Source organism: Acinetobacter sp. AL9 (assembly GCF_041464035.1).
In the GTDB taxonomy this organism is placed as follows: Bacteria; Pseudomonadota; Gammaproteobacteria; order Pseudomonadales; family Moraxellaceae; genus Acinetobacter; species Acinetobacter towneri.
Map to the genome: position 1 here is coordinate 1 of NZ_JAYFSK010000109.1, position 3698 is coordinate 3698.

The following is a 3698-nucleotide window of genomic DNA, read 5'->3' on the forward strand; positions in this document are numbered from 1 at the left end:
CAAACGAACAAATAGAGCAGATAGAATTTGCACTCAACCATCGTCCTAGAAAAACCCTAGGTTGGTATACACCGAGTGAAGTTATGGCTGGTTTTTATACTGTTGCACTTGCCGCTTGAATCCGCCAGATATAAACCGTTTAGACAACTTAGCATATTTTTAATCCAAATCTGCAAGCATAAACATAAGACAACAATTTTATTTAACGAAAATGTGACTTAGTTTACATTTAATCGACTTTGTAGGTAATGGTTATTTGATATGATCGCCTTTCTGTTGTGAACGTCACACTCATTCAAGTTTTTTTCTTAATTATCAACCCATTGCAAAAGTGAGTTTAGTACTTGCAAAACTTTAGCATACCGCAAACTATATCTTCGACTCAAAAGCAAATATTTGCCTTTGGACTGCTAGCCGTTGTGGTATTTTTTTCTTGTTTATTGGGTATTTTTACTCGCCCACTTAGCTACTTTTCTTTTTTTTGGCCAAGCAACGCCCTCTTGTTGGGGCTACTCATTCGCTTTCCATCTTTAAAAAGTTTTGGTGGAATTTTGGGTGCTTTTTTTGGCTATATGGGCGCCGATTTGGTCACAGACAATACTTTCCTGATGACGCTAGGTTTAACGCTTTCCAACTTTGTAGCTGTTTTTAGTGGGTTGTTTTTCTTTAATTTTGCCCGCGCTAAACTTCCAGCGAGCAATAATAATGTGTCAGAGCTATATCCACATATTATTGCTGTAACTTTAGGCTGTTTCTTTGGGGCTTTATTTGCCATTCTTCTGCTGCCAAATTTGCCGCACACCTTTATGTTAAAAGAAAATCGTTGGATTGATTTTTTTACTTGGTGGTCTGGTGAAATTTTAAATGCGGTAATTGTCTTACCTTTAATTTTGGCTGCCCCAGGCTGGTCTAAATTCAAAAAAATTATAAATAATCAATATGCTAAAGAAACTCAAATTCAGGATATCTTGCCCTTTTTTGCATTACTGATCTCTATCGCCTGCACCCATATTTTTTATGGACCAGGTGCATTGTTGTATCCATTGGCTGCATTAATTTGGGCAGCTGCCAGCTATCAACTTTTTAATTTGGCACTGATTAATAGCTTGGTCTGTTTAACTCTGTATCACAGCGTCACAGGCTTGTTTATAGATCAAGTGAATTCGAGTTATTTAACTACCATTATTTCTATTCGTGTGGGTTTAATTATTTTAGGTCTTGCCACGTTAATTTTATGTGTGATTAGCCAAAACCGAAATCAGTTGTATAGAGAAGTATTGTATTTGGCAAATCATGACAGTTTAACCGAAACACTGAACCGCCGTAGTTTTACTCAGTTAAGTGAAAAAGCTTTAAAGCATAAAAACAATCATTCATTGTCTTTAATTATGTTAGATATCGACGATTTTAAAAAAATGAATGATCAATATGGGCATTATGTCGGTGACCGTGCTTTGCAACATCTCTCTAACATCGTTAAAAGCAATTTACGTGATCACGATTTATTTTGTCGCATTGGTGGTGAAGAGTTCATTATTTTGCTGAACAATAATAACTTAAATAAAACTCAACGCATTGCAGAACGTATTCGTATGTGTATTGAACATCAAGCGTTAAATTTAGAAAACCTTGAACCCATTCATTTTACAGTAAGCATGGGCGTGTCACATACACACTTACCCACCAATCTCCCTTTACAAGATTTAATTATTCAGGCAGATCAGGCGCTATATCAGGCAAAAATGCAAGGTCGTAATCGGGTCATTCTTGCTTCTTAAACAAAAATAGCATACAACATCAATTTGACAATACAGATTTTCAGGATTGAAATGAAACTTGCAGAATACCTCCAATATGATGCTTTAGGCTTGGCAGAGCTGGTTGCCAAAAAGGATGTTCAGGCCTCAGAATTATTAGATATTGCGTTACAACGTGCTGAACAAACCAATCCACAATTAAATGCCATTATTATTCCTATGCATGAACATGCACGGCAGCGCACACAAACAAAATTAACAGGCCCATTTGCAGGTGTGCCCTTTTTAGTCAAAGACTTATTTCAACAATATGCAGGCTATCCGACTTCATTTGGTTGTCAGGGTTTAAAACGTGCGCATCATCTTGCAGAACAAAATGCAGAAATTGTAAATCGTTGGGAAAATAGCGGAATCATTACCTTTGGACGTACCAACACGCCTGAATTTGGGATTAAAGGGATAACCGAGCCAGATGCTTGGGGTGCATGTAAAAATCCATGGAATTTGAAACACAATAGTGGTGGTTCTTCTGGTGGTTCTGCGTCTGCAGTTGCGGCAGGTATTGTGCCAATTGCAGGGGCAAGTGATGGCGGTGGTTCAATTCGTATTCCTGCGTCTTACTGTGGTTTGTTTGGTTTAAAACCAAGTCGTGGACGCACCCCGTGGGGGCCACAACTCAGTGAAGCCATGCATGGTGCAGCGATGCAACATATTTTAAGTAAAAGTGTACGTGACAGTGCGGCAATGCTCGATGCAACGCATGGCGCAGATGGTCATTCACTTTTCAAAATTGAAGCTCCTGAACGCAGTTATTTAGATGCAATTCAGCAAGCGCCAAAAAAATTAAGAATCGCATATTCGACCCAATCTCCGATTGGTACAGCTGTTTCACAAGATGCGATCAATGCCATTCAAAAAACCGTACAGCTTTTAGAATCTTTAGGGCATGAAGTTGTTGAAGACCGTCCGGCTATTGATGGTATGCAATTGGCCAAAGATTTTATTACCACATGGTTTAGCCAATTTGCTTATTTAATTGCTGAAATTCAAACTCGCCTGCCAAATCATTCCGATAATTTTGAGCTCGACTCTTTGGCTTTGGCTGCCTTTGGCGCAAAAACCACGTCAGTAGATTACATTCGTAATTTGAATAATTGGGGGGTATATGTCGCGCAAATGAATCAATTCTTTGAGCGTTATGATTTATACCTCATCCCTGCAACTGCCTCAGTTGCACCAAAAAATGGCGAAGTTAAAACTCCTGCATGGCAAAAACCAATTTTAAAAACACTATTACATGCAGGTAAAGCACATTGGTTAGCGCAAGGTAAATTGGTCGATCGCATTGTCAAAGAAAACCTAAAATGGGTGCCATTTACTCAACTTGCCAATATTACTGGGCTGCCAGCAATGTCTGTGCCATTGTATTGGAATAAAGATAACTTACCATTGGGTTCGCAGTTTATTGCGCCTTTTGCACGTGAAGATGTGCTTTTACAACTGGCTGCACAACTTGAAACGGCTCAACCGTGGTGGCATCAATACGCTAAAATCCGTATTTGATGTAGCAATGAGTAAGAAGCAAGCAAACTATGCTAATCCAACGTTGCTTGCTTCTATTTTTGATAAAAGAACGCTATTACCAACTAGGCTTTGGTATCACTCGACATTGACTGCGATTCTAATTGCTTTGGCAATCCCCAAATAAAACACAGACCAATCAGTGTAGATAATCCTGCAAAAATAAAAATCCATTCGCCTGAAACAATATCCCAATAATGCCCTGCCAAAATACTCCCCAGTGCAACCCCTAACCCCCATACGCGCCAACTTAAGGCTTAAACTGTTGAAATATATTATAATTATCGCTTGAAAAATAAAAAAGGTGGTTGTATTTATTAATGCGCTAACACAAAACACAACCACCGTGGCGTATCATGA

The 3698-nt window shown here is 38.8% G+C and carries 2 protein-coding genes and 2 pseudogenes; 3 read left to right on the forward strand and 1 reads right to left on the reverse strand.

All coding sequences use genetic code 11. The annotated features are described in order from the left end of the window. The 3 genes and pseudogenes from ACEO2X_RS13545 to ACEO2X_RS13555 all read left to right on the forward strand — a co-directional run. Positions 1-119 (forward strand): annotated as a pseudogene (locus tag ACEO2X_RS13545) (IS30 family transposase); the annotation flags it as partial. 381 nt (positions 120-500) lie between these two features. Further along, positions 501-1778 (forward strand): diguanylate cyclase, encoded by a 1278-nt coding sequence (locus tag ACEO2X_RS13550; protein WP_371972142.1) that lies wholly within the window; start codon positions 501-503, stop codon positions 1776-1778. Between the two features lie 51 nt (positions 1779-1829). Continuing rightward, positions 1830-3320, forward strand: coding sequence for an amidase (locus tag ACEO2X_RS13555; protein WP_371972143.1), 1491 nt, complete (start codon positions 1830-1832; stop codon positions 3318-3320). 83 nt (positions 3321-3403) lie between these two features. Here ACEO2X_RS13555 and ACEO2X_RS13560 read toward each other — a convergent pair. After that, a pseudogene (locus ACEO2X_RS13560) lies at positions 3404-3580 on the reverse strand (MFS transporter); the annotation flags it as partial. Positions 3581-3698: the final 118 nt, after the last annotated feature.